Here is a 26,807-nt window from a genome sequence, read left to right on the forward strand (position 1 = left end):
CGGCTCAGCTCAGCAGCGGCTCGGTGAGCTGGCGGAAGCGGCCCGGCGAGATGCCGAACTCGCGGCGGAACGCGCCCGCGAACGCGAACTCGGTGGCGTAGCCGACCTGGCGCGCGATCGCGGAGAGCGGCGCGTCCGACTCCCGCAGCAGCTGGGCGCCCTGGTGGAGGCGGCGGCCGATCAGGTACGTCATCGGCGGCGTGCCCACCAGCGACGTGAACCGGCGGGTGAACGCGGTCCGCGACATCCCGGCCGTGCGACTGAGCCGGTCCACGGTCCACGGCGACTGCGGGCGCTCGTGGATCTCCTGCAGCGCGGCCGCTATCCCCGGGTCGCCGAGCGCGCTCCACGCCGGGGCCGCCTGGTCCTGCCCGGCCCGCCAGAGCCGCAGCACGTGCACCAGCACCAGGTCGACCAGCGCGGGCCGGGTGACCAGCATGCCCTCGCCCGGCCGGTCCAGATCCTCGGTGAGCAGCTCGATCAGCGCGGCCAGCTTGTTCTCCCGGCGGTAGTCCGGCGAGACCAGCACCACCTCCGGCAGCGAGCGCAGGAACCGGTGGATGCTGCCGCCGCGCTCCAGCCGGTAGATGCCGCAGATCATGTCCACGGCCATCGGCGCCGGCGGCCGGGGCTGCGGGCCCATCGGCGCGGTCGGCAGCGCGTCCAGCATGCACGGCGACGGCGCGAAACCGTGCGCGGCACCGTACGGCACCAGCACGATGTCACCGGCGCGCATCCGCAGCGGCGCGGCCGACCCGGAGATCAGCCAGCCCTCGCCGCGCAGCATCACGTGGAACCCGACGCCGTTGACGGCCTCGAACCGGGCCGCGAACGTCGCCGGCACCTCGGCGCGGCGCCCGTAGACCTGACCGATGCGCAGATCGTCGATGGCCTCACTTATCACGTCCACCTGGCGAATGGTATCCGGCGCACAGACGCGTATTGCCCGGGTCCGATCGCGCATGGCCGCGGCGTACCCCCGCTGATTGGCTCTGTTGATGAGCACAGAGATCGTGAGCACAGCACCGATAGCCGCACAGGCGGCGGACGGTGAGGCCCGGGACCGGCTGACCCCGGAGGCGATCGCGGCGCTGCGGGCGGCCGGCGACTTCGCGCTGGCGGTGCCGGTCGAGTACGGCGGCCGCGGCGCGAGCACGGAGACCATCCTGCGCCGCCAGATCGAGATCGGCCGGGCGGACGCCTCCGCCTCCTGGGTCGTCGGCGTGGCCGTGACCAGCAAAACAATGGCCGCGGCGATGGCCACCGAGGCGACGAAGAAGGAGCTGTTCGCGGACCCGGACGCGCTGATCTGCGGCTCCGGCCGGCCGGACTGCGGCCAGGGCGACGGCACCACGATCACCGGCGCCTGGCCCAACGTCTCCGGCTGCGAGGACGCGGCCTGGGCCGGCGTCGCGCTGATGGTGAACGGCGTGCCGCACTTCGCCCACGTGCCGCTGGCCGACCTGCGGATCGAGAAGACCTGGCGGGTGGCCGGCATGCGCGCGACCGGCAGCCACACCGTCGTCGCGGAGGGCCTGGAGGTCCCGGACGGGCGGCTGGTGCCGTTCCGCCCGTTCGCGGTCAACGACGCGCTGCGCTTCGGCCTGACCGTGCTCGGCCCGGTGATCGGCGGCGCGCGTGGCGCGCTGGACACGGTCCGGGCCATGTTCGGCTCCGGCCGGAAGCCGTTCATGACCGCCTACACCTCGATGGGCGAGTCGCCCGGCGCACGGCACTGGCTGGCCGAGGCCACGCTGTTGATCGAGCGCGCCGAGCGCACCGCGCTGGCCGTGGCCGCGGCCGCGGACGGGCCCGAGGTGTCACGGGGCGAGATGCCGCGCTGGCACATCGAGGAGGCGACCGCGGCCCGCGACTGCCGGACCGCCGTGGACATGTTGCTCGACCTGCACGGATCGAGCGGTTTCGGCACGTCGAACCCGTTGCAGCGGTTCTGGCGGGACGTGGCGGTGGGCAGCCGGCACCCGCACCTCAACCCGTACCTGGCGGTGGAGAACTTCGGGAAGGCGCTAGTTTAGGTCCTTCTCGTCGTCCGCGACCGGGCCGCCGAGCTCGCCGGTGCCGTAGGCATCCAGGATCTCGGTGACCCGCCGGCCCCACCGCTCGTGCGCGGCCTGACGACTGGTCCCGGCCGCCTTGGCGATCATCTCCCAGGTGACGCCCCAGCGGCGCAGGCCCATCACGATGAACAGCGGGTCCAGGTCGGCGGCGAGGCTGAGCCGCAGTTGGACGAGCTGGTTGGCCAGCTCCCACTCGGTCGCCTCGGCGCTGTCCTGCCACGCGTCCCAGCCGGGGTCGCCCGGGGCCTTGCGGCCGCCGAGCAGCGCGTCGGCCTGACGGGAGACCTCCAGCACGGCGGCCGAGGTCACGGCCGCGGTCGCCGCGGTGAGGTCCACCGCCAGCGCCATGTCGGTTGCGTTCTTCATGACGTCAAGGCTGCCCTGACAGCCTCGCACTGTCAAGGCCACCCTTACAGAATGCGCGTCACGCGCTCCGACTCCGCGCGCGCGGCCGTCTTCGACGCGTCCGGGTTCGCCACCAGGACGATCGTCGCGCCCGCGGCGAGCGGCGCCAGCAGCCACTGCACCGGCTGCTCGTGCTTGGCCGCGTCGATCAGCACGCGGTCGCCCGGCTTCAGGTCCATCTCGCCCGCGATGTGCGCGATGATCTCGCCCCACGCGCCGAACGTGGTGCCGTCCGCGGTGGCCGGCGTCGACGGCGAGGGCACGGCGGACGCGCGGAAGAAGTCGCCGTAGAGCCGCACGTCCGCGTTGAAGTCCCGGTAGCCGTCCGGGACCTCGCGCATCGGCATCGCGAACGGATGCATGCTCAGCACGAACCGCTCGTCCGCGTCCGGCACGTCCTCCAGGAAGCTGCGCTCCCGCTCCTGCGACACGAACACGACGTCCGGCGTGCCCTCCTCCGGCGTCAGCCCGGCGGTCGACCACGGCCGGTAGCCGACCGTCAGCCCCGCGGACCAGGACGCCAGCAGGATCGCCGCGGTCTGCCAGTGCGGCGGCAGCAGCAGGTCCGCCCGGTCGCCCGGCCCCAGGCCCAGGCCGTCCACCAGCAGGTTCGCGGTCTTGGACACCCAGTTGCCGAGCGTGATGCCGGACAGCTCGGTGCGCTCGCCGGTCGCGTCGTCGTAGTAGGTCAGCAGCGGTCGGGCCGGATCCGCCGCCACCGCGGCGGCGAGGATCGCCGGAACATCGGACACGTGAGTTCTCCCTGTCAGGCGTTGACCGCGGCGTACGCCGCGAGCAGCTGTTTCTCGGCCTCGTCGAAGTAGCGCTGCAGCGCCTCCTCGGCCCCGCGCACGTCGCCGCCGGCCAGCAGCGTGTAGAGCGCACGATTGCCCGCGACGTAGGGCTCGTGAAGCTGCCGCGGGTCCGCCACCACCAGGAACACGAGCCGCAGCTCGGCCAGCAGCGCGCGCACCGACTCGGCCACCCGCCGGCTCCCGGACAGGTCCGCGATCGCCTGGTGGAAGCGCATGTTCGCGGTGCCGACCGCGCTCCAGTCCGCCCGCGCGGCCGCCTCGTCCGCGGCGTCGATCGCGGTCTTCAGGCCCTCGACCGCGGGCGTCGGCACCGCGTCCAGGTTGCGCAGCGCGCCGCACTCCAGGATCCGCCGGATCGCGTAGAGGTCACGGATGTCCGCGCTGGTCAGCAGCCGCACGAACACGCCGCGGTTGAGCTGGTGCTCCAGCAGGCCCTCGTGCGCGAGCAGCCGGAACGCCTCGCGCAACGTGTTCCGCGAGATGCCCAGCGCGTCGCGCAGGCTCTCCTCGCTCAGCCGCGTCCCGGGCCGGAACACGCCCTCGGTGATCCGCTCCCGGAGGATGTCCGCCACCCGCTCCGCGGTGCTGCCGCGATCGAGCAGCGCCCGATCCCCGGCCAGCCGCGCGCCCCACCCGGTCCCGTCGCCGCTCACGCCGCCGGTCACGTCGTTCGGCACGCCGCCGGTCACGTCGTTCGGCACGCCGCCGGTCACGTCGTTGGTCACGCTCAGATCGTAGAACAATCCATCGCTTCACCCACTCACGCCGTGGTCCGGAGGGTTGGCGTTCACTCCGGTGCAGGGGTGGGGGCCGGGGCGGCAGCGGGCCGCGGGCTCACCGCCCGTGGGTGGTCGCGCTCAGACCCTCACGAGTCTTGAATCTCCGCATGCCTCGCACGGAGCCGGTCCTTGATCTCATCGGGCGTATACGAGCGCCGCCGGCGCTCGGCCCGCGCCACGACGATGCCGGTGGCGGCCACGCCGACCACACCCGCCACGCCGAGGATCTTCCAGAAGGGGAGCGCCTTACCGGTCTGCCGCACCTTGGACCACTGCATCCACATAGAGTAGTTCGATGGCCGAAGCGACGAGCATCACCCTGGACGAAGCAGTCGATCTCGCTCGTACGGGTGACATGTGGGTGTTCCGCGGGCGCAGCGCGGCCGATCGCGCTATCCAGACGCTGACCAACAGCCCGGTCAACCACGTGGGCATGGCCGTGGTGCTGGACGACATGCCGCCGCTGATGTGGCACGCGGAGCTGGGCCGGTCGCTGCCGGACATGTGGAGCGGCGGGCACCAGCGCGGCGTGCAGCTGCACGACATGCGGCAGGCCGTGACCGTCTGGGGCATGCGGTACGGCCAGCGCGGCTGGCTGCGGCAGCTGGAGCCCGGCGTGACGCGTCAGATGGAGGACGCGGTGCTGAAGACGATCGCACGGCTGGACGGCACGCCGTTCCCGTCGACCGCGCAGCTGGCCCTGCGGTGGGCGAAGGGCCGCGTGCCGAACATCCGGTTCCGCAAGAGCGAGGCGCAGGAGAACGAGCTGGAGAAGGCGTACTGCGCCGAGGTGGTGGCCGTGACCTACGAGGAGATGGGCCTGCTCGCGCCCGGGAAGCGGCCGAACTGGTACGACCCGGGCTCGTTCTGGTCCGGCGACGACCTGCCGCTGCGGCTCGGCTACAAGCTCGGTGACGAGATCGCGGTGCAGATTCCGGGCGTGGACGAGAGGGACTGAACGGGCGCCCCGGGGCGTACCCCCGGGGCGCCCTTTGTGGGTTCTCAGATCCTGGTGCAGGTCACGGCCGGGATCGCGTTGGTGCCGGTCCACGAGCCGAGGAAGCCGAACGTGGTGGACGCGTTCGGCGCGAGCGTGCCGTTCCAGGACACGTTCGCGACGGACACGGCCGTGCCGGTCTGGGTCAGCGTGCCGCCCCAGACCTGGCTGATCGACTGTCCGTCGGCGAACGTCCAGCCCACGCGCCACCCGGTGGTGGCGGTGCTCCCGGAGTTCGTCACCGTGACCTCGCCCTGGAATCCGCCGGTCCACTGCCCGGTGACCTTGTAGACGGCGGCACAGCCACCGGCCGGATTACCGGTCGGGCTCGGGCTCGCCGTCGGGCTGACGGTCGGGCTCGCGGTCGGCGTCGGGGAGGCCGGGCCGGTCGGCGTGGCCGTGGCGGTCGGCGTGGACGTGCTGTTGCGGTCCGCGTAGAGGATGCCGCGGCCGTTCGTGCCCAGGTAGACCCGGCCGAAGATCCGCGGGTCGCCGGTCAGCGCGTCGCCCATGTTCCCGTACTGGTGGGCGTCGTCGTTGATCCGCACCCAGGCGCCGCCCGCGTTGTCCGAGCGGAACACGCCGGTCACGCCGTCGACCGTGCCGACCAGGTAGACGGCCTGGTAGGAGCCGCCGGGCGCGGCCTTGCCGAAGCCCACGTTGATCGCGGACGTGACCGTGGCGACCTTGGTGAACGACGCGCCGGAGTTCGTCGACCGGAACAGGCCCTGGTCACCGGTGATCCAGACGTCGCCCTCCGACCCGGCGACCGCCTTGAAGTTCACCCGTCCGCTGGTCGGGACCGTGGCGGACGAGGCCGTGAACGTGGCGCCGCCGTTGGTGCTGACGTAGAACACGCCGCCGGACCAGCCGTAGAACGTCGCCGGGTTGACGCGGTCCGCCTCGATCTTCGCGCCGGCCGGGATGCCGGTCGACTGCGACCACGAGCTGCCGCGCGTGGTCGAGTAGAAGACGTTCGTGCCGTCCGGCGCCCACACCACGGAGCCGGCGTCCGCGCTGATCGCGACCTTGCCGCCGTTCGTGACGCCGGCCGGCTCCTGGCCCTGGTACCAGGTCTTGCCGCCGTCCGTGGAGACGCCGATCCGGTTGACGTTCGGATAGTCGGTCTTGTTGACGTTGCCGACCCGGACCATCACGGACGGATTCAGCTCCGCGAAGTCGATGCCGGTGTTGCTGCCCAGCGTCGGCGACAGGTGCATGTCGGCCGGGACCGTGTCCAGGTTCGCGTGGTGGAAACCGCCGATGTCGCCGAGCGCGGAGACCAGCGGCGCGCCGGTCGGCGGGCTGACCAGGTCGAGGACCGCGGTCTCCTCCAGGCCTTTCACGAACGGCTTGATCGTGAACGTGGCGCCGGAGTCCCAGTTGGTCAGCTGCGTGGTGCCGTAGACGGTGGCGCCGGTGCCGTACAGCATGCGGTCGGAGTTGAACGGGTCGATCTCGATGGACTCGTTCATCCAGCCCAGCTTCGGGGCCTGGACCGGCGCGGACGGCGACTCGCCGAAGTCCAGCCACGGCGCGGAGGAGATGTCCATCGTGTACTTGTTGACCCGGTTCGGGTAGCCGTTGTAGTCCCAGATCCGGCTCCAGGTCGCGCCGCCGTTCGTGGACCGCCAGAAGATCGCGTCCGGCCACCAGGAGATCTGCGTGCCGACGATCAGCGTGTTCGGGTTCTGCCGGTCGACGGTCAGGCCGGAGTAGCCGAAGTACTGGTCCGCGGAGGAGACCGGGACCGGGGAGATGTCGGTCCAGGCGCCCGTCCCGGTGCCGAACTTCCAGACCTGGCCGTGGCCGCCGTCGTACGGGCCGCCGGTATCGCTGGTCGCCAGGTAGAGCTGGTCGTTGACGGTGTCCAGCACGCCCTTGTGCGCGAGGTATCCGGTCGGTGAGCCGGGGAGGCGCTCCCAGCTCGTACCCCCGTTGGTGGTGCGGTAGACGGGGTTGGCCTTGTCCGCCACGCCGACATAGATCGTCTGCGTCGTCGAGCCCGCACTGCCGGTCGACTCGTCGAACGTCACCCAGGTCACGCCCTGGTTGTGGTTGAGATATCCGTTCGCGTCGCTCGGGTCCTGCGCGTAGTTGCCCACGTTCGGGAAGTTGGTGACCTTGGCCCAGGTAACGCCCTGGTCGGTGGAGCGCCAGAGCCCGTTGCCGTCCTCGGCGCCGAAGTACAGAATCCTGTTGTTGTTCGGGTCGATCGAGAGCCGCTCGCCCTGGCCACGGCCGGGCATGTTGCCGCCGACCTTGAAGGGCAGCGGCGTGACCTGCCAGGTGGCGCCGCGGTCCGCGGACCGGATGATGGCGCCGTTGTTCGGGTCCCAGTCGTTCGTATACATGCCGACGGCCGCGTAGACGCGGTTCGGGTCGACCGCGTCCGTGGCGATGCTCAGCACGCCGTTGTAGCCCCAGTTGTTCTGGCCCACCCAGTCCAGCAGCGGCACCCAGTTCTGCCCGGTCTCGTTCCACCGGTACGCGCCGCCGATGTCGGTGCGCGCGTAGATCAGGTTCTTCTCCTTCCGGTTGAAGACGACGCCCGGCACGAAGCCGCCGCCGTCGATGCGCACATTTTTCCAGGTGTACGGGTCGGCGGCGGCCGCGAAGGCCTGCTGGCCGGTGGCCTGCGTGACCACGGCCACCACGCCGGTGGCAAGCACGGCCGCGAGCGCGCCGGCGAGTTTCCTGCGCATGCTGACTTCCTCTCTCACCCACGCGCGTTGCCGGGGCGGGTGACTGACGGATGCGGAGCGAATGCGGATGCGGCGGGCCTGCCCGGGGCCCGCTGACGCACCGGGGCGTGGCTCCCGCACCGGTCAGAAGGTGAGATTCACACGCCCCCGAACCGCATGTCAATAGTTTGTCGACTCAACAAAACCTTTCGACACGTTTCGATTCACACCGCTCGGGTGTGGCCGGAGGCGATCACGCTTTGTGATGAAATTTCGGGTGCGGAGCGCCCGGTCCATCGATGCGCCGCGGGAGACTCGCGCCCGCCGGCACGGACGCATCCGAGGCACCTTTATGGTGAAATTTCGGGCACGGAGTGCCCGGTCAGCAGGCGTGCCGCGGGAGACGCACGCACAGGCGGCGTGCTTTCCACCGCACCGCAGCGCAGCTCTCAACGGCACCGCAGCCCGACTTTCGGCGGGACCACAGCGCGACTTTCAACGGCACCGCAGCGCGACTTTCGGCGGGACCGCAGCGCGCGATACCCGGCGTGAGCAGCGACGGGGCCGGCGAGACCGCAGCGCGCGATACCCGGCGTGAGCAGCGACGGGGCCGGCGAGACCGCAGCGCGCGACGCCCGGCGCGAGCAGCGACGGGGATCGCGGCCTTTCCGGGACCACGGCGGAACCGGCTCCGATGCGGCGTGGCAAGCGGAGCGCCAGCGGAGTCTTGGCGCGTCGCGAGGTTTGCCCGCGGGAGCACACGGGCCGGACCACGCCGGAAGCGGGAAAATCTGGTCCTGAAAGCTTTTACGCCGCCAGGCGGGAGCCATCACCCAGCGGCTCTCGCGCCATCAGACGAGGGTCAATCGTCTGGCGGCTCTCGCGCCGCTCGGACGAAGGTCAGTGGCTCTCGGCGCCGTCAGGCACCGGAACCTCAGGCCGCCAGGCTCGGGTCCGCGCTCGGCGACGTGGAGGCGGGCGGCGTCGGCGTGTGCCCGGTGGGCGGGCCGGAGGACGCGGGCGGCGTGATCGACGGCGAGGCCGAGGGAGACACGGACGGCGACGGCGAGGGCGGCGTCTTGGACGGCGTGGGTGAGAGCGACGGGGACGGCGAGGCGGACGGTGAGGACGACGGCGGGACCCAGGCGTCCGCTATGTCCGAGAAGTCGGGAGTGTCGGACGGCTCGACCGCTATGTAGACCGTGCTGATCGAGACGGTCGGTGACGGGTGCGGCGTGTTGCCGGGCACCGTGTCGGCCTCCGCGGTCGCGAACGTGCCGCCGATCCACACCGCCGGACCGAGGCCGAAGGCCACGATCGCTCCGAAAAATAATGCCGGGCCTCGCTTCATGGCCCCTCCCCCGTGCTCGGCTCCGACCGGATGATCTTCGCCATCCTTCAGAGTAGTTACCGCAATCCACACTCGGCGAAGCATTTTTCGGTGAACGTCTGATGTGTGACACGCGACGCACCGCCGGTTGGTTTCGGCGACCCTCTGCTGTGTGACACGCGCCGCAGCATTGCCCGGTTCGGCCCGGCGGTAATCGAGTCGGGAAAACGCGCGGTCCGGCCTATCCTTGACGGCGGTATGCACACGAATCCCGTCGCCGCCCTGCAGCAGCGCCTCCCCCACCTGATGCTCCGTGACGAGCGACGGCTCGGCCGTCGGCTCGAGGGTGTCCGCAAGGTCCGCGATCCGGAGTCCCGGGCCAAGGTCCTGGCGAACATCACCGCGGAGGTCGACGCCGCGGAGGCGCGGATCGCCGCGCGCACGGACAGCCGTCCTGAGATCACCTACCCCGAGCAGTTGCCGGTCAGCGCGCTGCGTGACGACATCCGCGACGCGATCCGGGACAACCAGGTGGTGATCGTGGCCGGCGAGACCGGCTCCGGCAAGACCACCCAGCTGCCCAAGATCTGTCTCGAGCTGGGCCGCGGCGCGCGCGGGCTGATCGGGCACACGCAGCCCCGGCGGCTGGCCGCGCGCACGGTCGCGGAGCGCATCGCGGAGGAGCTGAAGACCGGGCTCGGGCAGACCATCGGCTTCAAGGTCCGGTTCAGCGACCAGGTCAGCGACGCCTCGATGGTCAAGCTGATGACGGACGGCATCCTGCTCGCGGAGATCCAGAACGATCGGAACCTCTCGCAGTACGACACGCTGATCATCGACGAGGCGCACGAGCGCAGCCTCAACATCGACTTCATCCTGGGCTACCTCAAGCAGCTGCTGCCGCGCCGGCCCGACCTGAAGGTCATCATCACGTCGGCGACGATCGACCCGGAGCGGTTCGCGGCGCACTTCTCGGATGCGAACGGGAAGCCGGCCCCGATCATCGAGGTGTCCGGCCGGACCTATCCGGTGGAGGTCCGGTACCGGCCGGTCGTCGACCCGGACGACGAGGACTCCGACCCGGACCGCGACCAGACCTCCGCGATCCTGGACGCGGTGCGGGAGCTGCAGGGTGAGGGGCCGGGCGACATCCTGGTCTTCCTCAGCGGCGAGCGGGAGATCCGCGACACCGCGGACGCGCTCACCAAGGCGGATCTGAAGAACACCGAGATCCTGCCGCTGTACGCCCGGCTCTCCATCGCGGAGCAGCACCGCGTCTTCGCGGCGCACCGGGGCCGCCGCGTCGTGCTCGCCACCAACGTGGCCGAGACGTCGCTGACCGTGCCCGGCATCAAATATGTGGTGGACCCCGGCACCGCGCGCATCTCCCGGTACAGCCACCGGCTCAAGGTGCAGCGCCTGCCGATCGAGCCGGTCTCGCAGGCCAGCGCGAATCAGCGCAAGGGCCGCTGCGGCCGCGTCTCCGAGGGCATCTGCATCCGGCTCTACACCGAGGAGGACTTCCTCGGCCGGCCGGAGTTCACCGATCCGGAGATCCTGCGGACGAACCTGGCCTCGGTCATCCTGCAGATGACCGCGATCGGGCTGGGCGACCTGGCCGCGTTCCCGTTCGTCGAGCCGCCGGACAAGCGGAACGTGAAGGACGGCATCAACCTGCTGCACGAGCTGGGCGCGATCGACCCGGTCGCGTTCGACCCGGCGAAGCGGCTCACCCCGCTCGGCCGCCGGCTGGCCGCGCTGCCGGTCGACCCGCGCCTGGCCCGCATGGTGATCGAGGCGGAGAAGAACGGCGTCGTACGCGAGGTGATGGTGATCGCGGCCGCGCTCTCCATCCAGGACCCGCGCGAGCGCCCGCAGGAGGCGCAGCAGCAGGCCCAGCAGCAGCACGCCCGCTTCACCGACAAGGACTCGGACTTCCTGACCTACTGGAATCTGTGGCGTTATCTCCGGGACCAGCAGAAGGAGCTGTCCAGCAGCGCGTTCCGGCGGATGTGCAAGAAGGAATATCTGAACTATCTGCGCGTCCGCGAGTGGCAGGACATCTACACGCAGCTGCGCGAGGCGATGGACGTACCGCGTGGGGCTTTTGACGTTGACGGTCTCGACTCGCAGAAGGTGCACGCCTCGCTGATCACCGGCCTGCTCTCGCAGATCGGGCTCAAGGACGTCGAGAAGCCGCAGGAGTACGTCGGCGCCCGTAACGCCCGTTTCGTCCTCTCGCCCGGGTCCGCGCTGTTCAAGAAGTCGCCACGCTGGGTGATGGCCGCCGAGCTGGTCGAGACGAACCGTCTCTGGGCCCGCGTCGCCGCCAAGATCGAACCGGAGTGGGTCGAGCCGCTCGCGGAACACCTGGTCAAGCGCTCCTACAGCGAGCCGCACTGGGAGAAGAAACAGGGCGCCGTGATGGCGATGGAGAAGGTCACGCTCTACGGCGTGCCGCTCGTCGCACAGCGGAAGGTCAACTTCGGCCGGATCGACCCGGTGCTCAGCCGCGAGCTGTTCATCCGGCACGCGCTGGTCGAGGGCGACTGGCAGACGCACCACACGTTCTTCCACGCCAACCGCGCGCTCATCGACGCCGTGGAGGAGCTGGAGCAGAAGACCCGCCGCCGGGACATCGTGATCGACGACGAGACGCTGTTCTCGCTCTACGACGCGCGCATCCCGGCCGACGTGGTCTCCGGCCGGCACCTCGACTCGTGGTGGAAGAAGGAGTCCCGCACCAACCCGGACCTGCTCACGTTCGACCGGCAGATGCTGATCAACGCGGGCGCCGGCGGCGTGGACGAGGCCGATTATCCGGACCAGTGGGAGGTCGAGGGCCTCACGCTGCCGCTGTCGTACCAGTTCGAGCCCGGCACCGAGGCGGACGGCGTGACCGTGCGCATCCCGCTGCCGGTGCTCAACCAGGTGCCGCCGGACGCGTTCGACTGGCAGGTGCCCGGCCTGCGCGAGGAGCTGGTCACCGCGCTGATCCGGGGCCTGCCGAAGAATCTGCGCCGCAACTTCGTCCCGGTCCCCGACCATGCCCGCGCGGTCCTTGAGCGGGTCGGCCCTGCCGACGGCCCCCTTCTCGAGGTGCTGGAACGCGAGCTGCGCCGGATCACCGGCGTGCTGGTGCCACCGGACTCCTGGGAGGTCGCCAAGCTCCCCGACCACCTCCGGATGACGTTCCGCATCGCGGACGAAAAGGGTAAAACGGTCGGCGAGGGCAAGGATCTCCGCGCGCTGCGGGCTCAGCTGCGCCCGCAGACCCGCCAGGTCCTCGCGGCCGAGGCCACCTCGATCGAGCGCACCGGCCTGGTCACCTGGGACCTCGGCGAGGTCCCGAAAACCTTCCAGAAGCAGTCAAAGGGGTACGTCGTGCGCGCGTTCCCCGCGCTCGCGGACGAGGGGACGACCGTCGGACTGCGGCTGTTCGACACCGAGCCGGAACAGCGCCGCGCCATGTGGGCCGGCAACCGGCGGCTGCTGCTGCTCGCGCTGCCCGCGCCCGCCAAGTTCGTCGCCGACATGCCGAACGCGACGAAGCTGGCGCTGGCCCGCAGCCCGCACGGCAGCTTCGCCGCGCTGCTCGACGACGTGATGGCCTGCGCCGTCGACAAGGCCATGACCGACTTCGGCGGCCCCGCCTGGGACGCCACCGCGTTCGCCACGCTGCTGACCAAGGTGCGCCAGGCCGTCGGCGACGTCCTGGCCGACACGATCTCCTGGGTGCAGCGCATCCTCGGCGCCACGTACGCGGCCGAGCAGCGAATAACGCTGACCGGCAGGGCCTCCTCCGGCGGTGGCATGGCCGCGATGATGGTCGTGCCGGCGCTCAACGACGTGCGCGCCCAGCTGGCCGGCCTCATCCACAAGGGCTTCATCACCGAGACCGGCTGGCAGCGCCTGCCGGACCTGGTCCGCTACCTCCAGGGCATCGAGAAGCGCCTGGAGAAGCTGCCGGCCGGCGCTGCCCGCGACGGCCAGATGCTCAAGCAGCTGGCCGAGGTCCAGAAGGAGTACCAGTGGCTGCTGTCCAACCAGCGCCCCGGCCGTCCCGCCGCCGACCAGATCACCGACATCCGCTGGCAGATCGAGGAACTCCGCATCAACTACTTCGCGCCGTCGCTCGGGACCCCGTCCCCGGCTTCCGACGTCCGCCTCTTCCGCGCCATGGACGCCATCCAGCCGTAGGAGTCCGCGCCACAGGGCACCACCGAGGCGAGCCGGCGGTAGGCGCGAGGCCTTGCGTGAGCGGTGAGGGGAATCAGACCCGGTCGGTCTCGGGAGCCGGGCGGACGGGCCGGCCGCACTCGGGGCAGTGGTGGTGCGGTGGTCGCGGCGGCTGCTGGATGCCACGGCGGGCCCAGATCAGGGTGAACGAGACGGCGGCGAACGGGACGAAGCTGAGCAGCACCATGCTCATGAAGTGGACCATGAACTCGTAGGGGATCGTGGCGCTGAGGAGCACGGTCCAGATCGCGATGAGCGGCAGGCCGATGCCCGCGCCGATTGCCAGCCGCCGTGCGTCGAACTGCTCGAACACCGCCGCACCCCCTGATCGTCGCCAGGGCAAGGCTACGACACCGCGGCTCTCTCTTGATCTTCGCGGGGGGTGATTTCATCCACTGTGGCCGGTTGTTTGTCGCCTGAACGAGGACCGTGCGAGGTGACCGCGACCGGGAGGCCGAGCGCGTCCGCGAGCAGCGCGTCCCACGCGCGGCCGGGCACGGTGAGCTCGGGCCGGGCCGTGTGGGCCAGGTCGGTCAGGCGTTGCTGGTGGGCCAGATCCTTGAACGGCCCGGGGCGCAGCCGGGTGATCCGGGTGCCGCCGGCACGCCAGGCCGTGGCCACCCGGAGGTGGTCGCGGGCGCGGTCGGCCGTGTCCAGGTGCGTGACGGCCAGCGCGTCCGCGCCGCCGCAGACCTCCAGCGCGTACCGCAGCAGCACGAGGTCGAGGTGGCCGACCCGGAACGCGCCCTGCCAGCGCCCGGTGCCGTTGTGCGGCTCGGGCAGCAGCGGCGCGAGTGCGGGGTCCTCGGACGGGAACGGGCCGGCGCCGTGCCGGGTGGCGTAGGTGCGGGTCACGCCGAGCCGGCACGCGTCGCCGCGGTCGACGCCGGCCTCGGACAGCAGCTCCAGCGCGTTCGCGAACGTGGTGGTGGACCAGGTGGTGTGCGGGTGGAAGCCGCGCCACTCGTCGAGCAGCACGCCCTGCGCACCCTCGAAGATCAGGCGACCGGCGGCCGCGAGCCGGGCGATCTCGCCGTCGCCGGTGAGCCGGATCCGGCGGCCGAACGACCGATATGCCCGGATCAGCTCATCAACATCGGGCAGCGGCTGGTCCGCGGCCGGCGCACCGGCCCAGTCCCGCAGCGCCAGCAGGCGGCGCCGCAGGCGGGACGGCGATTCCGTGTCACCGGCGCGCAGCGCGAGATCGGGGTGGTTCAGCGCGTAGGCCGCGGTCTCGCCGACGCCGATGCCGCAGCTGCCGTGCGCGCCGTCGCCGCGCGCCACCTCGCGGGCCCGGTTCACGGCCGCGTGCAGCGGCGTGGTGATCAGCGCGTGCCGATCAACAGAGACCAGATCCAGCGGGTACGGCACGCCGAGCGCGGCCAGCGCCGCTGCTTCCCGGGCCAGCGCCAGCGGTTCGACCAGCATGTGCCGGGTGAGCAGCGTCGGCACCCCCGCGAACGTGCCGGCCCCGAACTGCGCGAACGTATGCGCCCGCCCGTCCGCCCGGACCACGGTGTGTGCGGCCTGCGCTCCCCCGTTGAAGCGCAGTACGGCGCTGACACCGTGGCCGGGGCTGAAGGCCGCCTGCCCGGTTGCACGGGCGGGACCGGCGCCGGCACGGCCTGCCGCACCGGTGGTGACGCTGTCGTGGAAGCGGCTCGCGGCCGTGAATTCGCGGCGGCCCGATGGTGCGGTGGGGCTGCGGGCCGGGCGGGCCGTTGCCGCAGCGCGCCCGGCGAGCCAGTCGACGATGGTGCCTTTGCCCGCGTCGCCGAAGCCCAGGTCGACCACGATCACGTGGCGCGCCTCCGCCGGAAATGTCGTCATGTCTAGACCCACCGGGCTCCGCGCGTGTCCCGGCGGCGGACCACGCTGCGGCGCGCGACCGGGACCCGGGTGGAGCGGTCCCGGCGGGCGACCTGGGCGAGCGCGCGCTCGACCGTGCCGCCGGCGCCGGAGCCCTGGCGGCGCAGGTCGTCCAGGCCCTGGTCGAGGCCGATGGTGCCCTCGCCGATGCCGATGGTGAGCGCGATGGTCTCGCTGACCGCGTCCAGGTCGTCGAGCTCGATCACGTTCTGCCCGAGGAGGCCGCGCCAGTGGTCGAGCACCTGGCGGTCGCCGGAGTAGGACGTGCCGCGGGGCAGGATGTAGTAGGTGTCGTACATCTCGCGGACCTCGGCGAAGATGTCCCGCGTGTCGATGTCGTCCTGGAGGCGGTCGCCGATCACCTCGGCCACGCCGCGGCGGCCGCCCCGGTCGTAGCCGGTGACCGGCGTGTTCGCGCCGCGTGCGTACACCCGTGGGTAGGACATCTCGTCGCCGATGATGAACAGGTAGCCGCGCTTGCCGCGCCGCTCCCAGCAGTCGATCGAGGTGTGCCGGGCCATGAAGTAGGCGGCCAGCTCGTAGCTCTCCGTCTTCTGGCCACCGCCGCCGCCCTCCAGCAGGATGCGGCCGAGCTGCTCGTCCATCCGGTTGTCGGACTCGAACTGGCCGACCTGCAGCGGCACCCGGTCGCAGGTCGCGTCGCCGATCGCGCCGAACATCAGTTGCGGGTCACGCACGTAACCGCGGTCGAGCAGCAGGTCGAACAGCTGCGGCAGCTTCTCCTGGAGGCGGCGGGGCACGTAGCCCATCGAGCCGGTCACGTCGAAGAGCACGGCCACGGCCAGGCTCTCCGGGTGCTCGGCGGAGTCGCGCGACTCGCGGACCTCCACGCCGAACGGGTCGAGGTCCGGGTGGGCGGTCCAGTCCTGCCGGCGGCGTGAGGCGCGCACGCCGGCGTCGTAGTCGAACGCGTCCTGTCCGGTGCGGGCCCGGTAGGACTCCGCGGCGTCGTAGGCATCGGCCGACCAGCGTCCACTTCCCATGATAAATCTCCTTAAATGGGGGAATTACCGAATCTGTTCCTCAGTCACGGTGCGCAGCAGCGCCGGGTGCAGGAGCGTGGCGTCGCCGGCGCGGTAGAGCTGGGAGCGCGGGCCGCCGCGCGCGCCGCCGCGCTCGGTGGTGGCGCCGACCGACTCGACGAAGCCGGGCACGGACAGGATCTTGCGGCGGAAATTCGGCCCGTGGAGCTGCTCGCCCCACACGGTCTCGTAGACAGCGCGCAGCTCCGCGATCGTGAACGTCTCGCCGACGAACGCGGTGGCCAACGCCGAGTACTCCAGCTTGGCGCGGGCGCGCTCCAGCCCGTCGAAGAGGATCTGCGCGTGGTCGAACGCGAGCCGCCGGCTGGTGCCGGGACGTTGCTGCACTGCCCGGCCCGGAATCGCGTCCAGCCCCTCCGGCAGGCCCAGGTCGGCGACCGGCACCCAGGCGGCGGACCGTGCGTCCGAGCCGGGCTCCGGGTCGGGCATCTGCGGGCCGAAGCCGAGGTAGGCCACGGAGATCACCCGCATGCGGGGGTCGCGGCCGGGGTCACCGTACGACCCCAGCTGCTCCAGGTGCACGCGGCCGAGTCGCTCCGCATCCAGCCCGGTCTCCTCGGCCAGCTCTCGACCGGCGGCCTCCACCAGCGTCTCCGCGAACGGCGTGCCGTCCTCGCCCTGCTGCTTGAGGAAGCCGCCGGGGAGGCTCCACAACCCCTCGTACGGCGGGGCGTCGCGCTCCACCAGCAGCACGCAGAGCCGGTCGTCGCGGATGGTCAGCGCCACCACGTCGACGGTCACCCCGACGGCCGGATAGTCCCGGGGGTCGTAGGCGGCGAGGAACTCGGCCTCGGAATCCGGCATGCCACTCTCACAATCTCAGCGATTCATAAAACTCAACCTGAGTCCATCTCGTTCTGAGCGCAACCTTACTACCCCCGCGAGGCGCGTGCAACGCCGATCACCACACGATGTCCTCACGCACAGCGACGCCGCGTCGATACGACAACCAGCGACTCGCGACAGGAGGAGGAAGCCGCGTGCGTGCAGCACTGTGGCGGGACCCGATCCTGCTCGGCATGGCCGGCCTCTGGCTGCTGGCGGCCGTCGGCTCCTACCTCTGCGCGGGCAGTCCCGACGCGCAGGTGGAGATCTTCTGGGCGGCCCAGGTACCGCTGGACGCCGCGCTGGGCTACTACGCCTACCGCATGTTCCGGGCCACCTCGGCGCCCCGGCGGCGGTTCTGGGGCGTGGTCGCGTTCGCCGGCACGCTGTTCACCGTCGCGGACGGGTTCCAGGCCCTGGTCAGCCTGACCGAGCCGGACGCACGCACGCTGAACGGCGGCCCGGTCCAGTCCGCGATCTTCGCGTTCGGGATGGCCACCGTGGTGATCGCGATGCTGATCCACCCGCAGAACACGCAGACGCCCAAGGAACGCCTGGCGCTGTGGCTGGACTCCGCCACCGTGCTCGTCGTCGGCGCGGTGCTGACCTGGTGCTTCGTGATCGATCCCGGCGCGCCGGCGATCGCCACGACGATCACCGTGATCCTGCCTGCCGCGGTCGTGATGGTCGCCTCGTTCGCGGCCGTGAAGCTGGTCATCAGCGGCGGGCGCCCGATGAGCAAGCTGGCCGCGTGGTCGATGGCGATCGCCGGCGCCATCCAGTGCGTCGGCATCCTGACCAGGCCGGAGGAGCTGACGCCGCACACGGACCCGGCGCTGCTGGCGATGAGCCTGCTGCCGTCGCTGCTGATCTCGGCCGGGCCTCGCATCCAGGTGGTGCAGACCCGCGTGAACCCCGAGGTCAACACGCCGCGGCGGCGCAAGCCCTACAGCCTGCTGCCGTACGGCATGGCCACGTCGACGTTCGGCGTGCTGGTCGTGGTCATGCCCCGCGGCGCCGGGCACCAGATCTGGGGCGCGGTCGCCGGCGTCGCGATGATCACCCTGCTGGTGGCGGCCCGGCAGCTGATCACGTTCCACGACAACGCGCTGCTGATCCACCGGCTCGACACCACGCTGGACGATCTGCGCCGGCACGAGTCCCGGCTGCGCGAGGCCGCGTCCGTGGACGGCCTGACGCTGCTGTCCAACCGCACGCACTTCGGCGAGCAGGTGGCGGCCACGCTGCGCGGCACGGACGACCCGGGCACGATCGCGCTGCTGCTGATCGACCTGGACGACTTCAAGACGATCAACGACACGCTCGGGCATCCGGCCGGCGACGCGCTGCTGGTCAGCGTGGCCGAGCGGCTCCGCCAGGCCGTGCGCGAGCAGGACCTGGTCGCCCGGCTCGGCGGCGACGAGTTCGCGGTGCTGTTGCGCGACGCCGACGCGGAGACCGCGGCCCAGACCGCGCAGCGCATCCTGACGCTGCTCGGCCGGCCGGTCCGGGTGCAGGACAACGACCTGATCGTGCGCGCCAGCATCGGCCTGGCCACGGCCGACTCCGGCGACGACCTCGACTCGCTGCTGCGTGACGCGGACATCGCCATGTACGCGGCCAAGGACCGGGGCAAGAGCAACTGGGTCGCGTACACGCGCGAGATGGGCGTGCGGATCCGGGACGGCGCGGAGCTCGCCAGCCAGCTGCGCGAGGCGATCGACGAGGACCAGCTCTACCTGGTCTACCAGCCCGTGGTGCGGCTCGGCACCGGCGAGATCTCCGGCTGCGAGGCGCTGGTCCGCTGGCGGCACCCGGTGCGCGGCCAGGTGCACCCGACCGACTTCATCCCGGTCGCGGAGTCCAGCGGGCTGATCGTGCCGCTGGGCCGCTGGGTGCTGCGCGAGTCCGTGCGTCAGGCCGCGCGCTGGCGGGAGCACGGCCTCCGGATGAACGTGAACGTGGCCGGCCGCCAGCTGCGCGAGCCAGGCTTCGTGGACGAGGTCGCGGCGGTGCTCACCACGTGCGGCTATCCGCCGGAGCTGCTGACCGTGGAGGTCACCGAGACCGCTGTGCTCTCCGACGACGAGGCCATCGCGGCGCTGCACGCGCTCCGCGCGGTCGGCGTGAAGCTGGCGCTGGACGACTTCGGCACCGCCGCGTCCTCGCTCGGCCTGCTGCTCACCTGCCCGATGACCACGCTCAAACTGGACCGGTCGTTCGTGGAGGGCATCACCACGGTCACCCGGCAGGCCGCGGTCGCCACCGCGGTCGCGCAGATGGCGAACGCGCTCGATCTGAACGCTGTCGCGGAGGGCATCGAGACCACGGACCAGGCACGGCTGCTGCGACGGCTGGGCTACGAGTTCGGGCAGGGCTTCCTCTTCTCCCGCCCGCTCGCCCCGGCCGACTTCGAGAAGCTGCTGCTCACGGGCGTACCCGGAGAGTTGATCTTTTCCTGAGGGTTATCCACAGGCCTTGCCGTCGATGTGTGCCGCGACCAGGATCGAGGCATGAACCTCTCCCGTCGAAACGTGATCGTCGGATCGATAGCCGCCGGGGCGGCCACCGCCATCCCCGGCACCGCACAGGCACACGGCAGGGAAACCTACGACCTGACCGTGCTCGGCACGTCCGACATGCACGGCAACGTCTACAACTGGGATTATTTCAAGGACGCGGAGTTCGACGACAGCGCGCACAACGACGTCGGCGTCGCGAAGCTGGCCGCGCTGGTCAACCGGATCCGCGGCGAGCGGCGCGGCAAGGCCACGCTGGTGCTGGACGCCGGCGACACGATCCAGGGCACGCCGCTGGCGTACTACTACGCGGTCCAGGAACCGATCACCACCACCGGGAAGACGCACCCGATGGCCAGGGCGATGAACATTCTGCGGTACGACGCCGTGACCCTCGGGAACCACGAGTTCAACTACGGCCTGCCGCTGCTCGCGACGTGGATCCAGCAGCTCGGGTTCCCCGCACTGGCCGCTAACGCGATCAACGTGAAGACCGGGAAACCCGCGTTCCAGCCGTACGTGATCAAGCAGGTCTCGCTCGGCCACGGCGCGCCGACGCTGCGCGTGGGAATCCTGGGGCTGACCAACCCCGGCACCGCGATCTGGGACAAGGGCCACGTCGAGGGCAGGCTGACGTTCGCTGACCTGGTGGAGACCGCGAAGAAGTGGGTCCCGGAGATGAAGCGCAAGGGCGCGGACATCGTCATCGTCTCCGCGCACTCCGGCGACAGCGGCACCTCGTCCTACGGCCCGGAGCTCCCGGTGGAGAACGCGGCCGGCCTGGTCGCCACGAAGGTGCCGGACGTCGACGCGGTGCTCTTCGGCCACGCGCACGTGGAGATCGCCCAGAAGTTCTACACCAACGAGGTCACCGGGAAGCAGGTGCTGACCTCGGAGCCGTCCAAGTGGGGGCAGCGGCTGACCAGGATGGACTTCACGCTCTCCCGTTCACGCGGGAAGTGGGCCGTCGAGGCCGCGAGGTCCGCCACGCTGAACACGAACACGGTGGAGGCGGACCCGGTGGTGCTCGCGGCCGTGCAGGCGCAGCACCGGACCACGGTCGCCTACGTCAACCAGGTGGTGGCCACGTCCACGGAGGAGCTGTCCGCGGCCGAGTCCCGCTACCGGGACACGCCGATCATCGACTTCATCAACCACGTGCAGACCGAGACGGTCACGGCCGCGCTGGGCACCGGCCTGCCGGTGCTGTCGATCGCGGCGCCGTTCAGCCGGACCGCGGTCTTCCCGGCCGGCGACGTGAAGATCCGCGACGTGGCCGGGCTCTACGTCTACGACAACACGCTGGAGGCGGTCGAGCTGAGCGGCGCGGAGGTGCGGGCGTATCTGGAGTACTCCGCGAAGTTCTTCGTCACGCTCGCGCCGGGCGCGCCGGTGGACCCGGCCTCGATCAGCGACCCGGCCGTGCCGGACTACAACTACGACATCCTCTCCGGCGTCGACTACGACATCGACGTCGCAAAGCCGGTGGGCTCGCGGATCACCCGGCTGGAACGGGACGGCGCGGCGGTCGCGGACACGGACCGGTTCGTGGTCGCGGTGAACAACTACCGGCGGTCCGGCGGCGGCAACTTCCCCGGCATCGTGAGGACGCAGGTCTACAACGAGCAGAAGGAGATCCGCCAGCTGCTCATCGACTGGGCGCAGGCGAAGGGCGCGATCGACCCGGCCGACTTCTCCGTGCCGAACTGGCGGCTGGTGCGCGAGGGCACGCCAGTCTTCTGAGTGGACTTCGCGAAAGGGCGCCCGGACCGGGCGCCCTTTCGCCTATACAGGGGACATCCGCCGCCCCGGACGGATTACTCACCTTTCCTGAAATATGCGGATAAAGCTAACGTTGCGCGGCCAGAGCACCGAGCGTGAGGACACCATGGCCCGCGAGCGCTACTTCGACCTGTTACGAGCCGTCGCCATCGCTCGCGTCGTCACGTACCACATGTTCCCGCTCACCGTGCTGGAGCTGGGATTCCCCTCGATGGGCGTGATGTTCGCGCTCGGCGGATCCCTGATGGCGCTGTCACTCGACAAAGCGGCCACGCGGGCGACCGGCGTGATCCTCAAGCGGCTGCGGCGACTGCTGCCCGCGCTCTGGGTGCTCGGCGCGATCGCGGTCCCGGCCATGCTGATCCACGGCTGGGAGGACCCGCCGTGGGCCACGCTGCTCTTCTGGGTGCTGCCGCTGGCCGACCCGCCGTCGAACGAGTTCGGTGCGGAGGCGGCCGGTCCGCTCTGGTACCTGGTGACGTACCTCTGGCTGGTCGTGCTCTCCCCCGGCCTGCTCCGGCTCTACCGCCGCGCGCCGCTGCCGGTGCTGGTCGCACCGCTGGTCCTGCTCGGGATCATGCTGGTCACGCCGCTCGGGCTGCCGGAGATCGTGGAGCGGACCGCCGGGACCGTGCTGGCGTTCGCGAGCAGCTGGATGCTCGGCTTCGCGCACCGGGACGGGCACCTGCGCCGCGTGCCGGGCGTGGCCACGGTGGTGATCGCGATCGCGTGCGTGGCCGGCGCGCTCGCCTGGTGGCAGGTCTACCCGGGCGACGAGGGCGGCGGCATCACCGACCTGCCGCTCGCCTACGCGGTCTTCTCGGCCGGGTTCACGCTGGTGCTGCTGCGCTGGACGCCGCCGACCGGATGGCTGGCCCGCGCACCGTTCCTGGACGGGCTGGTCTCGCTGGTCAACGCGCGCGCCGTGACGATCTACCTGTGGCACAACGTGGCGATCACGGCCGCGATCATCGTCGGGAACGCGCTGGAGCTGTGGAACCTCGGTCCGGTCGGCGAGGAGGGCGGCACGTTCCTGCTCGCGCTGGGGCTGCTGTCCTGCGCGGTGCTGGCGATCGGCTGGGTCGAGGACGTCTCCGCGAAGCGCCCGCCCCGATTGCTCCCGTGGCCGTCGAAGGCCGCGAAAGCCGCAGGGGCGACGCCGAGGCCGCCGATGCCGGGCCCGATGCCCGTGCCGGTCCCGCACCACCCGACGCCCGTGCCGAGCCAGAGCCGCATCGAGGACCAGCCCACTCAAGACCTGACGCCCCGGCCCTGACGAGGACCGAGGCGTCAGCAAGAAATTTCAGAAACCCGTCAGCCCGCTTCCGCGTACGCCCGGCCGCCCTCGGTCAGCGCCTTCGTGCCCGGGTCGTAGAGCCCGTTGCCGAAGTCGGCCTCGACCGGCAGCGAGAACCAGGCGTACCGCTCGACGTACGGCAGGCGCTCCATCATCGCGGTGGACGCGTCGATGAACGCGGCCTGCTGCGCGCCGGTCGGGAACTTCGGCTGGCCGGAGAAGTTGATCAGGCCGTACTCGGTGACCCAGATCGGCAGCCCGTACCGGTCGTGCACGCTCTTGATGTACTGCTCCAGGTGCCCGACCGCGGCCGTGCTGAAGTCCGAGCCGTACCAGTGCAGCGTGATGAAGTCGACCTTGTAGCCCTTGGCCTTCGCGCCGGTCATGAACCGGTCCAGCCAGCCGCCGGTGGCGTCGCCGCCGTAGGCCACGGACGGGCTGCCGAGCCGCTTGCCGGTCGCCTGGATCTGCGGCCACAGCTCCAGCGCCTTCTCCACGGTCATCTCGGCCTGCCCGGCCAGGTCCGGCTCGTTGAAGCCGAGGATCGTGTTCCCGTTCGCCTTCGCCTGCGCGAGGTTGCCGGCGTTGACCGAGTCCGCACCCCAGATCATCGGCACGAACTCGACGCCGGCCGGTGCCTTCACCTGGTCAGGACCGGCACCCCAGGTGTAGTACCAGGACGCGCCGACCGCGGTCATGCCCGGTCCGACGCCGGCCACCTGCCAGGTGCTCACGCCCTTCTTCGACGACGCCTCCACGACCGCGGGCGCGGCCGGCACCTTCGTGCTCGGCGTGGCGGACGGCGTCGGGCTCGGGCTCGGCGACGCGGACGCGCTGGGTGACGGCGACGGCGACGGGCTCGGGCTGTCGGACGCGACCGGCACGATCGCGGCCGGCGGCGGCTCCTGCGCGGCCCGGTCTGGCTCCTCGTTGCCGGTCAGCGCGAACACGCCGCCCGCGGTGATGACGGCCGCGGTCGCGATGGCCGCCGCGATAGGCTTCAGGCTCAAAAAACCACCAAAAGCAGCCTTCGCGGGTACGGCGTGCGCGCTCGCCTGCCCGGCCGAGGCCAGCTCCGGGCGGGTCAGCACGTGGGTGGCGGTGGAGCCCGGGTCCACGCCGCCCATGTTCATCGGCGCGGTCACGTCGTGGGCGGGCGCGGCGTCGTACCCCGGTGAAGGGTTGAATGCCTGGTCGTAGCCTTGAAGACCGGTGTCCTGCGCCCCGGCCGCGGCGGCCGCGCTGTGCAGCGCCGGCTCCAGCAGCCAGGCCGGGATCGGCACCATCGCGAGGCCGGCCAGCAGGCGCTCCGCGTCGACCATCTCGATCCAGGCGCGCGCGCACTGCTCGCACTCGCGAGTGTGCCGGGCGAAACGCTTGCGCCACAGCGGCTCCGGACGCCCGTCCCAGCCGATCGCCAGCAGCGTCAGGTCCGGGCAGGCCGGGTGGGCGCGCAGCGCGCGAACCACCACGCGGGCGGCCTCCAGCTGCGCCTTCATCCGCTGCACGCGCACGGCCGTGTGCTGCTTGGTCAGGCCGAGCGCGGACGAGACCTCGTCGCGGTCCAGCTGGCCGGCCGCCTCCAGCCACCACAGCGACAGCAGCTCGCGGTCGTCCGGGTCGAGCCAGCGGGTGGCCTGCGCGACCTCCTGCCGCTGGCCGGAGAGGCCGAGCCGGACGATGGTCAGGTCGACGAAGTCCGCACCCGGGTCCGCCACGTCGTCCGGGGTGGCGTCCGCCGGGTAGGCGCGGGTCAGGTCGCGGTGCCGGTCGCGGACCAGCCGCATGGCGATCGCCACCACCCATGACCGGAACGCGGACGGGTCACGCAGCTCGGGCAGGCTGTGCACGACGCGGAGCATGGTCTCCTGGACCACGTCGTCCACGTCCGCGTGGCCCTGCAGGGCCCGGCCCACGATGTTGTAGACGAGCGGCAGGTACCCGGCGACCAGGCGGTCCAGCGCCGCCGCGTTGCCTGCGCGGGCCGCTTGCACGGTCGCCGGATCGACGCCGTCACGCCCCTCTGGAGTCCACATCCCGCACCCTCTCCTCGGTTGGCCATCCTGGCGCAACCCGAAAGGACTCACCAGGGCCGCGCGGACAGGAGACGGGCCACCCCGGCACCGATAACAGGAAACTGGACGAGATTTTTTCGCGAGATGTCCGGCGGTGGCCGCCTCCGGCCCGAAAACGGCCACCAACCAGGGGGTTTCCTCTACCTCCAGGTGTCGGAACGGGTGGCGGTGCCGCTCGCGCCCGTGGTGAACGTCCGGTTCGCGCCGGACTCCCAGGTGACGTTTCCAGATTCGTCCTTCTTGATGTATTTGTACTCGATCGCGGTGTTCGGCGGCAGGCTCACGGTCGCGGACCAGACCGGGTAGGCGGCCGAGGAGAGCGGCACCGCCGCGGCCGGGCTCCACGCGCCGAGCGCGGCCACGTTGCCGGCCACGAACACGTTCGTACCCCAGGTGGTGGTGACGGTGCCGTTGAACGTGACCGCCACGGCCGAGCTCGGAGGCGGCGTGGTGCTGCCACCACCGGACCGCGACCCGGCGTGGATCGCGAACGCGCCGTTGGCCGGAATGGTCACCGCGGCGCTCCCGCCGGAGACCGTGACGGACGCGCCGGTGCAGCCGGTGCTCGTCGCGGCGCCGCTGATCACGTCGCAGTAGACGCCGTCCGGCAGGCCGGTCCGGTACGTGGCCGTGGACGCGCCGCCGGACGCGTTCAGCCCGAACCAGCCGAGCGCGCCGCGCCGGAAGCCGATGACGTTGCTCGCCGTGGTGGTGAAGTCGGAGACCGTGGTGGCGGCCGCGGTCGCGTTGTGCCAGCCGACCATGCCCTTCACGCCGGTGCTCCGGTGCAGGCACTGCCACGCGCCGTTGCCGCAGTTCGCGTCCGTGACGAAGCCGTTGGTGTCCGCGGGCGGGGACGCGCCGGTGTTCGACGTGCTGAACGTGAACCCGTCGTAGACGAACGGCCGGCCGTACGGGTACGCGAGCAGGAAGTAGTTGGCCAGCGTGTACCGCGCGCCGTCCTGATAGCGCAGCGTGGTGCCGTCCCGCTCCAGGTCGTGGTTGGTGATCATCGCGGCGGTCCGGTCGCTGGTCGCGTCCAGGCTCCAGGACGGGATGGTAGCCAGGTTGTTCAGCGTGCCGTTGGTGAACTGCGTCCGCAGGCCCATCGCGTAGGAGAAGCCGAGCACGTCGCCGTTGGACGTGAACGCGGCCGGCTTCAGATCCGGGTTCGTGGCGCCGGTGAAGATCTCCTGAGCGATGTACGGCGCCCGGCCCTCCGCCGTGGTCGGGTTGAGCTGCGACCGGATCGCGGCGAAGTCGGGCTGCGCCACGTGCTTGGCCGCGTCCACCCGGAACCCGTCCACGCCCAGGCCGATCAGGTCGTTCAGGTAGGCGGCGATCTTCGTGCGTACCGTGGCGCTCTGGGTCTTGAGGTCGGAGAGCGAGAGCAGCATGCAGTTCTGCACCTCGGACGTGTTGTTCCAGTCGTCGATGACCGCGTCGTCGTCCGCGCACCAGCCGTCGTTCGCGTGGTGGAAGTCGTCGTAGGCGTAGGGCACGGCCGGGTAGCCGTAGCCGGACGGGTTGAACGTGGAGCCGCCGTACGTGGTGGTGATCGTGTTGTTCGCGCCGGCCATGTGGTTGATCACCGCGTCGACGTAGACGCGCACACCCGCGTTGTGGCAGGTGGTGGCCATGGCGGCGAACTCGGCGCGGGTCCCGAGCCGGCTGGTGAGCTTGTAGGAGACCGGCTGGTAGACCTCCCACCACGGGTGGGCGCCGCCGTCGCTGGTGGCGAGGCTGATCGACTCCGCGGGCGGCGCGACCTGCACCGCGCCGTAACCGGCCGGGCCCAGGTGGTCGGTGCACGCGGCCGCGACCGAGTCCCAGGTCCACTCCCAGAGGTTCGCGGTGACGTCGCTGCTGTTCAGTACGACGGCGGCCTGGGCGGGGGTTTGTGTGGTGGTCAGCGCGGTGAGGCCGAGGACGGCCACCGCGAGCGGGACGAGCGCTCGTGCGATGAGTTTCTTCATGTGCGGACTCCTGTCCACGGGAGCGATGAAACTTCCTGCATGATTTCCGCAAAATCTGCAAGACGTTTCAGCA

General features: G+C 71.1%; 19 protein-coding genes. 6 read left to right on the forward strand and 13 right to left on the reverse strand.

Annotated features, from left to right (window positions below; all coding sequences use genetic code 11):
• Positions 1-4: 4 nt before the first annotated feature.
• A complete protein-coding gene (locus OP04_RS13255; protein WP_033339956.1) occupies positions 5-910 on the reverse strand; it encodes an AraC family transcriptional regulator in 906 nt (301 codons plus the stop codon).
• A gap of 88 nt (positions 911-998) precedes the next feature.
• On the opposite strand from OP04_RS13255, the gene OP04_RS13260 reads away from it, so the two are divergent.
• Complete coding sequence (locus tag OP04_RS13260; RefSeq protein ID WP_033339957.1) at positions 999-2,036, forward strand: acyl-CoA dehydrogenase family protein; 1,038 nt, start codon at positions 999-1,001, stop codon at positions 2,034-2,036.
• Here the strand turns inward: OP04_RS13260 and OP04_RS13265 are convergent.
• From OP04_RS13265 to OP04_RS13280, 4 genes are all read right to left on the reverse strand, one after another.
• Positions 2,028-2,444 carry a hypothetical protein gene (locus OP04_RS13265; RefSeq protein WP_033339958.1) on the reverse strand — a complete coding sequence of 139 codons (417 nt, stop codon included), beginning with the start codon at positions 2,442-2,444 and terminating at the stop codon, positions 2,028-2,030. The two genes, OP04_RS13260 and OP04_RS13265, sit on opposite strands and share 9 nt — an antisense overlap.
• 44 nt (positions 2,445-2,488) lie before the next feature.
• Positions 2,489-3,235, reverse strand: a complete 747-nt coding sequence (locus tag OP04_RS13270) for a TIGR03089 family protein (RefSeq protein WP_033339959.1) — start codon at positions 3,233-3,235, stop codon at positions 2,489-2,491.
• A gap of 14 nt (positions 3,236-3,249) precedes the next feature.
• Positions 3,250-4,023 carry a GntR family transcriptional regulator gene (locus OP04_RS13275; RefSeq protein WP_232323575.1) on the reverse strand — a complete coding sequence of 258 codons (774 nt, stop codon included), beginning with the start codon at positions 4,021-4,023 and terminating at the stop codon, positions 3,250-3,252.
• A 140-nt stretch (positions 4,024-4,163) separates the two neighbouring features.
• A complete protein-coding gene (locus OP04_RS13280; protein WP_033340107.1) occupies positions 4,164-4,355 on the reverse strand; it encodes a hypothetical protein in 192 nt (63 codons plus the stop codon).
• 17 nt (positions 4,356-4,372) lie between these two features.
• Between OP04_RS13280 and OP04_RS13285 the strand changes: the two genes are divergently transcribed.
• Complete coding sequence (locus tag OP04_RS13285; protein WP_033339960.1) at positions 4,373-5,035, forward strand: hypothetical protein; 663 nt, start codon at positions 4,373-4,375, stop codon at positions 5,033-5,035.
• A gap of 44 nt (positions 5,036-5,079) precedes the next feature.
• On the opposite strand, the gene OP04_RS13290 is transcribed toward OP04_RS13285, so the two are convergent.
• Complete coding sequence (locus tag OP04_RS13290; protein ID WP_051797804.1) at positions 5,080-7,779, reverse strand: cellulose-binding domain-containing protein; 2,700 nt, start codon at positions 7,777-7,779, stop codon at positions 5,080-5,082.
• Between the two features lie 913 nt (positions 7,780-8,692).
• On the reverse strand, positions 8,693-9,073 hold the full coding sequence (locus tag OP04_RS54610) for a hypothetical protein (RefSeq protein ID WP_033339962.1): 381 nt from the start codon (positions 9,071-9,073) through the stop codon (positions 8,693-8,695).
• Positions 9,074-9,346: 273 nt separating this feature from the next.
• Between OP04_RS54610 and hrpA the strand changes: the two genes are divergently transcribed.
• A complete protein-coding gene (hrpA, locus tag OP04_RS13300) occupies positions 9,347-13,288 on the forward strand; it encodes an ATP-dependent RNA helicase HrpA (RefSeq protein ID WP_033339963.1) in 3,942 nt (1,313 codons plus the stop codon).
• 73 nt (positions 13,289-13,361) lie between these two features.
• Here the strand turns inward: hrpA and OP04_RS13305 are convergent, their stop codons facing one another.
• Genes OP04_RS13305 through OP04_RS13320 form a run of 4 tightly spaced genes read right to left on the reverse strand, consistent with a single transcriptional unit; the run spans position 13,362 to position 17,064 of the window.
• Positions 13,362-13,640 (reverse strand): hypothetical protein, encoded by a 279-nt coding sequence (locus OP04_RS13305; RefSeq protein ID WP_033339964.1) that lies wholly within the window; start codon positions 13,638-13,640, stop codon positions 13,362-13,364.
• Between the two features lie 32 nt (positions 13,641-13,672).
• Positions 13,673-15,157 carry an adenylosuccinate synthetase gene (locus OP04_RS13310; RefSeq protein ID WP_035086232.1) on the reverse strand — a complete coding sequence of 495 codons (1,485 nt, stop codon included), beginning with the start codon at positions 15,155-15,157 and terminating at the stop codon, positions 13,673-13,675.
• Between the two features lie 2 nt (positions 15,158-15,159).
• Positions 15,160-16,200, reverse strand: coding sequence for a hypothetical protein (locus OP04_RS13315; RefSeq protein ID WP_033339965.1), 1,041 nt, complete (start codon positions 16,198-16,200; stop codon positions 15,160-15,162).
• A 24-nt stretch (positions 16,201-16,224) separates the two neighbouring features.
• Complete coding sequence (locus OP04_RS13320) at positions 16,225-17,064, reverse strand: NUDIX hydrolase (protein ID WP_033339966.1); 840 nt, start codon at positions 17,062-17,064, stop codon at positions 16,225-16,227.
• A gap of 176 nt (positions 17,065-17,240) precedes the next feature.
• On the opposite strand from OP04_RS13320, the gene OP04_RS13325 reads away from it, so the two are divergent.
• From OP04_RS13325 to OP04_RS13335, 3 genes are all read left to right on the forward strand, one after another.
• On the forward strand, positions 17,241-19,547 hold the full coding sequence (locus tag OP04_RS13325) for a putative bifunctional diguanylate cyclase/phosphodiesterase (protein ID WP_051797806.1): 2,307 nt from the start codon (positions 17,241-17,243) through the stop codon (positions 19,545-19,547).
• A 51-nt stretch (positions 19,548-19,598) separates the two neighbouring features.
• Complete coding sequence (locus tag OP04_RS13330) at positions 19,599-21,347, forward strand: bifunctional metallophosphatase/5'-nucleotidase (protein WP_033339967.1); 1,749 nt, start codon at positions 19,599-19,601, stop codon at positions 21,345-21,347.
• Positions 21,348-21,459: 112 nt separating this feature from the next.
• A complete protein-coding gene (locus OP04_RS13335; RefSeq protein WP_051797808.1) occupies positions 21,460-22,662 on the forward strand; it encodes an acyltransferase family protein in 1,203 nt (400 codons plus the stop codon).
• Between the two features lie 38 nt (positions 22,663-22,700).
• Here the strand turns inward: OP04_RS13335 and OP04_RS13340 are convergent, their stop codons facing one another.
• On the reverse strand, positions 22,701-24,719 hold the full coding sequence (locus OP04_RS13340; RefSeq protein ID WP_033339968.1) for a sigma-70 family RNA polymerase sigma factor: 2,019 nt from the start codon (positions 24,717-24,719) through the stop codon (positions 22,701-22,703).
• A 179-nt stretch (positions 24,720-24,898) separates the two neighbouring features.
• Positions 24,899-26,734 carry a carbohydrate-binding module family 20 domain-containing protein gene (locus OP04_RS13345; protein WP_033339969.1) on the reverse strand — a complete coding sequence of 612 codons (1,836 nt, stop codon included), beginning with the start codon at positions 26,732-26,734 and terminating at the stop codon, positions 24,899-24,901.
• Positions 26,735-26,807 lie beyond the last annotated feature (73 nt).

The sequence above is a fragment of the Catenuloplanes japonicus genome (genome assembly GCF_000717135.1).
In the GTDB taxonomy this organism is placed as follows: domain Bacteria; phylum Actinomycetota; class Actinomycetes; order Mycobacteriales; family Micromonosporaceae; genus Catenuloplanes; species Catenuloplanes japonicus.

Bases quoted from the DNA above. Each gene is read 5' to 3' on its own strand.
- OP04_RS13290 (WP_051797804.1), bottom strand. From the start codon at position 7,779: ATGCGCAGGAAACTCGCCGGCGCGCTCGCGGCCGTGCTTGCCACCGGC.
- OP04_RS13280 (WP_033340107.1), bottom strand. From the start codon at position 4,355: ATGCAGTGGTCCAAGGTGCGGCAGACCGGTAAGGCGCTCCCCTTCTGG.
- OP04_RS13260 (WP_033339957.1), top strand. From the start codon at position 999: ATGAGCACAGAGATCGTGAGCACAGCACCGATAGCCGCACAGGCGGCG.
- OP04_RS13265 (WP_033339958.1), bottom strand. From the start codon at position 2,444: ATGAAGAACGCAACCGACATGGCGCTGGCGGTGGACCTCACCGCGGCG.
- OP04_RS13330 (WP_033339967.1), top strand. From the start codon at position 19,599: ATGAACCTCTCCCGTCGAAACGTGATCGTCGGATCGATAGCCGCCGGG.
- OP04_RS13310 (WP_035086232.1), bottom strand. From the start codon at position 15,157: ATGACGACATTTCCGGCGGAGGCGCGCCACGTGATCGTGGTCGACCTG.
- OP04_RS13340 (WP_033339968.1), bottom strand. From the start codon at position 24,719: ATGTGGACTCCAGAGGGGCGTGACGGCGTCGATCCGGCGACCGTGCAA.
- hrpA (WP_033339963.1), top strand. From the start codon at position 9,347: ATGCACACGAATCCCGTCGCCGCCCTGCAGCAGCGCCTCCCCCACCTG.
- OP04_RS13320 (WP_033339966.1), bottom strand. From the start codon at position 17,064: ATGCCGGATTCCGAGGCCGAGTTCCTCGCCGCCTACGACCCCCGGGAC.
- OP04_RS13315 (WP_033339965.1), bottom strand. From the start codon at position 16,200: ATGGGAAGTGGACGCTGGTCGGCCGATGCCTACGACGCCGCGGAGTCC.
- OP04_RS13285 (WP_033339960.1), top strand. From the start codon at position 4,373: ATGGCCGAAGCGACGAGCATCACCCTGGACGAAGCAGTCGATCTCGCT.
- OP04_RS13345 (WP_033339969.1), bottom strand. From the start codon at position 26,734: ATGAAGAAACTCATCGCACGAGCGCTCGTCCCGCTCGCGGTGGCCGTC.